This window comes from Pseudoduganella sp. RAF53_2, from assembly GCF_052113985.1.
Classification (GTDB): domain Bacteria; phylum Pseudomonadota; class Gammaproteobacteria; order Burkholderiales; family Burkholderiaceae_D; genus Rugamonas.
Genome location: NZ_JBFRDW010000511.1, coordinates 1 through 4,425 on the forward strand (window position 1 = coordinate 1; position 4,425 = coordinate 4,425).

5 protein-coding genes are annotated in these 4,425 nt (G+C 63.7%); 4 read left to right on the forward strand and 1 reads right to left on the reverse strand.

The window, feature by feature from the left end:
- The 4 genes from AB4Z11_RS24180 to AB4Z11_RS24195 form a co-directional block, all read left to right on the forward strand.
- Nucleotides 1-434, forward strand: a 434-nt coding sequence (locus AB4Z11_RS24180) for a putative Na+/H+ antiporter (RefSeq protein ID WP_442028230.1), incomplete at its 5' end; no start/stop codon positions are given.
- Nucleotides 435-623: 189 nt separating this feature from the next.
- Nucleotides 624-1,160, forward strand: a complete 537-nt coding sequence (locus AB4Z11_RS24185; RefSeq protein WP_442028231.1) for a PRC-barrel domain-containing protein — start codon at nucleotides 624-626, stop codon at nucleotides 1,158-1,160.
- Between the two features lie 90 nt (nucleotides 1,161-1,250).
- Entirely contained in the window at nucleotides 1,251-2,294 is a 1,044-nt protein-coding gene (locus AB4Z11_RS24190; protein ID WP_442028233.1) for a DJ-1/PfpI family protein, read from the forward strand.
- Between the two features lie 9 nt (nucleotides 2,295-2,303).
- Nucleotides 2,304-3,290, forward strand: a complete 987-nt coding sequence (locus AB4Z11_RS24195) for a GlxA family transcriptional regulator (protein ID WP_442028234.1) — start codon at nucleotides 2,304-2,306, stop codon at nucleotides 3,288-3,290.
- Nucleotides 3,291-3,456: 166 nt separating this feature from the next.
- On the opposite strand, the gene AB4Z11_RS24200 is transcribed toward AB4Z11_RS24195, so the two are convergent.
- A partial coding sequence (locus AB4Z11_RS24200; RefSeq protein ID WP_442028236.1) for a DUF3418 domain-containing protein occupies nucleotides 3,457-4,425 on the reverse strand: 969 nt, incomplete at its 5' end.

Consider the following 4,425-nt stretch of genomic DNA (forward strand, 5'->3'; position numbering starts at 1 on the left):
TCTTCCTCGGTTACGCGCAGGCTTACCAGCGCTTCCAGTCGCCATTGATCGTGAAAGAGGCTTTACTGGTGGGCTTCTTTCTCGCGGGACTCGTCGTGCTCGGCGGCATGCAGCAATGGTGGCTGCAGCCCATCGTCTCTCAGTTACAGCCCGTGGCGCTGTTCTTCGGCGCACTGGGACTGACCGCCATCACCGACAACGCGGCCCTGACCTACCTCGGCTCCTTGATCGACGGCATCACGCCGCAGGCGCAATACATGCTCGTGGCAGGCGCCGTTGCCGGCGGCGGCCTGACCGTCATCGCCAACGCTCCCAACCCGGCCGGCGTCTCGCTCCTGCGCGCCGGCTTCCGCGACCAATCCATCAGTGCCTTCGGTCTGCTACTCGGGGCCGCCGCCCCCACCGTCACCGCCGCCCTCGCCTTCTTCTTTTAATCGTGTGCGCAAACGAAGACCGGCATGGCGCTCTCATTAAGCGCTATCGCAAGCGTCTCGCGAGCAAGCGTGCTAAGCGCACACTATTGAATCCCTGCAAGGACGCGAAAATTCTGCTTGCGCTATTCTGATTCTCATCCCGTTCCGCAAAGGAGCGGCTCTTTCACGACACTACATCAGGAGATGAGAATGAGCTATCTAGACCGCGATCCATATGGTATCTACCGCGACCGTACTGACAACGACGGTCCCGGCCCGCGCCTGATGGGCGCCGACACATTGATGGGCGAGGACGTCTACAACCGCCAGGACGAAGACCTCGGCGACATCAAGGAAATCATGCTCGACATGCAGACCGGCCAGATCGCCTATGCAGTGCTGTCCTTCGGCGGCGTGCTGGGCATGGGCAACAAGCTGTTTGCCGTGCCATGGCAAGCGCTGCAACTGGACACCGCCAACAAGCGCTTCGTCCTCGACTGCGCTAAAGAAAAACTGGAGAACGCTCCAGGCTTCGACAAGGACCGCTGGCCTGACATGGCAAGCGCCGAATTCAGCACGCAGATCCACGATTTCTACGGCACCCAGCAAGCCATGCCAGGCGCTCGCACCTCCACTGGCAGCGTGATGGGCTCGGGTACCGGCACCATGCAAAGCGGATCGAGCGGCAGCTACAGCGGCTCGACCCGGGACGATGACATCGTCGGCGGCAACAAAGGCAACTATTGATCCCACGTGGCAGCAATTGACTGTTTAATGTCATTGCTGCCTGGCGGCGACGCGCGAATAATCGGCTGATCTTCTTCAGCCGATTTCATCATGCGCCTACTGATCCTGTTTGCCGCCCTCCTCTTCGCAGCCGTAAGCCAGGCGGCCGAGCGTCCCCTCATCGTCATTGTCGGCTCCAACGAGCATACCGAGATCAGCGACTTCATGCTGCCGTATGGCGTGCTTAAGCGCGCCGATGTTGCCGACGTGCTGACAGCGTCGGTACACGAAGGCCCGATCCGCATGAGCGCCGGCCCGCGCGTGCAGCCTGATGCCAGCCTCGCCGAATTCGACCGGAAGTATCCAGCAGGCGCCAACTACGTGATCGTGCCCGCCATGCACGACTTCAAAGACCCTACGCTGGCCGACTGGCTGAAGACGCAAGCCGCACATGGCGCCACGCTCATCAGCATCTGCGACGGCGCGCTGGTGCTCGCCAACGCAGGCGTGCTGAAAGGCCATCAAGCCACTGCACACTGGGCCACGCGCGGTTACCGCGAAGAACACTATCCTGACACCACCTGGCTTGCCAACGCGCGCTACGTGGCGGACGGCAAAGTCATTACCAGTGTGGGCATCAGCGCCGCCATTCCCACTTCGCTGGCCCTGGTTGAAACGATTGCGGGCAGCGAACGTGCGCGCGCTGTGGCGAACGACATTGGCGTGAGCGGATGGGGCACGGAACACGACAGCACCGTCTTCGGCCCGCACCTTGGCAATCTGACCGTCTGGATGACGTGGTACACCGATCCCTGGTTCCATTCGCAGCGCGAGATTGGCGTGCCGGTCGCGCAAGGCGTGGATGAAATCGCGCTGGCCATCACTGCCGACGCCTACCAGCGCGCCAAGCGCGCCGTGCCGGTTACGGTCGCCGCCTCCGACGAGCCGCTACATACGCTCTATGGCCTGACCATTCTGCCGGAGCGCGTGGCCGGTACCGCCGACGCTCCCGTGCAAATGCTGCCGGCCCTGGACAGCACGCCACCTGCGCTGATGTGGAGCAAAGTACTCGGCCGTATCGCCGACGATTATGGTTCGCGCACCGCGCAACGCCTGGCGCTGGAATTTGAATATCCGGATTACGYGCCGAGGTAAGATGGCGATATGCCGCCAGACCGCCCCTGCCGTATCGTCCTGCTCGCCCACGAGCAAATGAATCTGCTGGACCTTTCCGGTCCGCTGCAAGCCTTCGCCAGTGCTGCCCGCCGCCACTCGGATGGCGCCCCGCCGCTGTACGAAACCATCATCGCTTCCGCTCACGGTGGACTCGTGACCACCAGCGCCGGGCTGGCGATCATGACCACGTCCATCGCCGATCTGGCCGACACCCCCATCGACACACTGATCGCTCCCGGTGGCTGCGCGGGCGACGAATATGACGCGCCGCCGGAGCTGGTGGCTTTCGTGCAGGCGCGCGCGGCCTCCGTGCGGCGCTTGTGCTCCGTCTGCACTGGCGCGTTCCTGCTGGCGGCAGCGGGCCAGCTGGATGGCCGGCGTGCGGCCACGCATTGGGAATGGGTGGAACGGCTGCGGGGCCGGCATCCAGCGGTGGCAATCGATGCGGACAAAATTTATGTCCGCGATGGACATGTGTGGACTTCGGCTGGCGTCAGCGCAGGCATCGACCTGGCGCTGGCCTTGATCAATGAGGACTACGGCCATCGCGTGGCTATCGAAACTGCGCGGCAGATGGTGGTCTTCATGAAACGTTCCGGCGGCCAGTCGCAATTCAGCGTGCCGCTGGCCGCGCAGGCGCGCGCGAGCGGCGGCTTTGCGGATCTGCATGCGTGGATTRCCATGAACCTGCACGAGGACTTGCGCGTGGAGCGGCTGGCCGAGCAGGCCGGCATGAGTCCACGCACATTCGCGCGGGCTTACACGAGCCAGATGGGATGCACGCCGGCGCGCACTGTGGAGCAGATGCGGCTTGAGGCGGCGCGGCGGGCGCTGGAGGAAAGCAGCCTGCCTGTGAAGACGATCGCGGCGCAGGCAGGATATGGCGAGGAGCAGAATTTGCGCCGGGTGTTTCTGCGGCAGTTGGGCGTTACGCCGGGCGACTACCGGAAGCGCTTCGCGGCGGCGGATCAATGATCCGCCCTACGACGCTCCGCGTTATCGCCCCGGTAGGGCTGATCATTGATCCGCCGGGACTACGACGCTCCGCGTAATCGCCCCGGTAGGGCGGATCATTGATCYGCCGGGACTACGACGCTCCGCGTTATCGCCGCGGTAGGGCGGATCATTGATCCGCCGGACCTCAACGCTGCATCGACTCCCAGACTTTCATCAGGCGCTTGACCGACACCGGCATCGGCGTGCGCAGTTCCTGTGCGAACAGGGACACGCGCAGCTCCTCCAGCATCCAGCGGTATTCCACCAGTTTCGGATCGGTGTTCTTGCCGGCCGATTTGTCGCGCGCCACGCGCAGGTAAGGCTGGGCGGCGATATGCCATTCCGCCATCGCCTTCTGATCGCGTGCCGAATCCGCGCGCAACTTTTCGATACGCACATTCATCGCCTTCAGATAGCGCGGGAAATGCGACAGCTGCGTGAACTCGTTTTCGATCAGGAAGCGCTTGTGCACCAGGCCTTGCAGCTGCTGTTGCATGTCCTGCGCGGCTTGCGGATTGACGCCCTGCAGGCGCTTCGGCAGGCCGTGGTACTCGGTCAGCACTTGCGACACCAGGCGTGCAATTTCGTTCACCAGCAGTACCAGACGCGATTTGCCTTCGTCCTTGCGCTTGATGAAGCTCGCCTCGTCGCTCGGCAGCGGGTCCTGCAGGCAGGCGATGTCCAGCGCTTTGGCGATGATCTGGTCGCGCAGCTCTTCCTGCGTGCCCATGGACATGAACTGCATACCCATCTGCTGCAGGTTCGGGATCGATTTCTCCACAAACTTGATCTGGTCCTTCATCTGCAGCGCGAACAGGCGGCGCAGGCCGATACGATGGGTGCGCGCAGCGACGTTCGGATCGTCGAAGACTTCCAGATCACAGTGCGAGCCCTTGTCCACCAAGGCGGGGAAGCCGATCAGGCTTAGCTTGCCTTGCTGGATTTCCAGCAGCTCGGGCAGCTCGCCGAAGCTCCAGGTGGTGATGTTGGTATGCGCGGACGGCGCGGCAGCGCCCGACGCGCCTGCCCCACCAGCGCCAGCACTGCCTCCGCCGCCTGACGCACCGCGTGCATCCGGGCCGCCTCGGCCGCCCGCCCCCGCCGCACCGCGCGC

Coding starts and splice junctions, on each gene's coding strand:
- AB4Z11_RS24185 (WP_442028231.1), top strand. CDS start 624: ATGAGCTATCTAGACCGCGATCCATATGGTATCTACCGCGACCGTACT.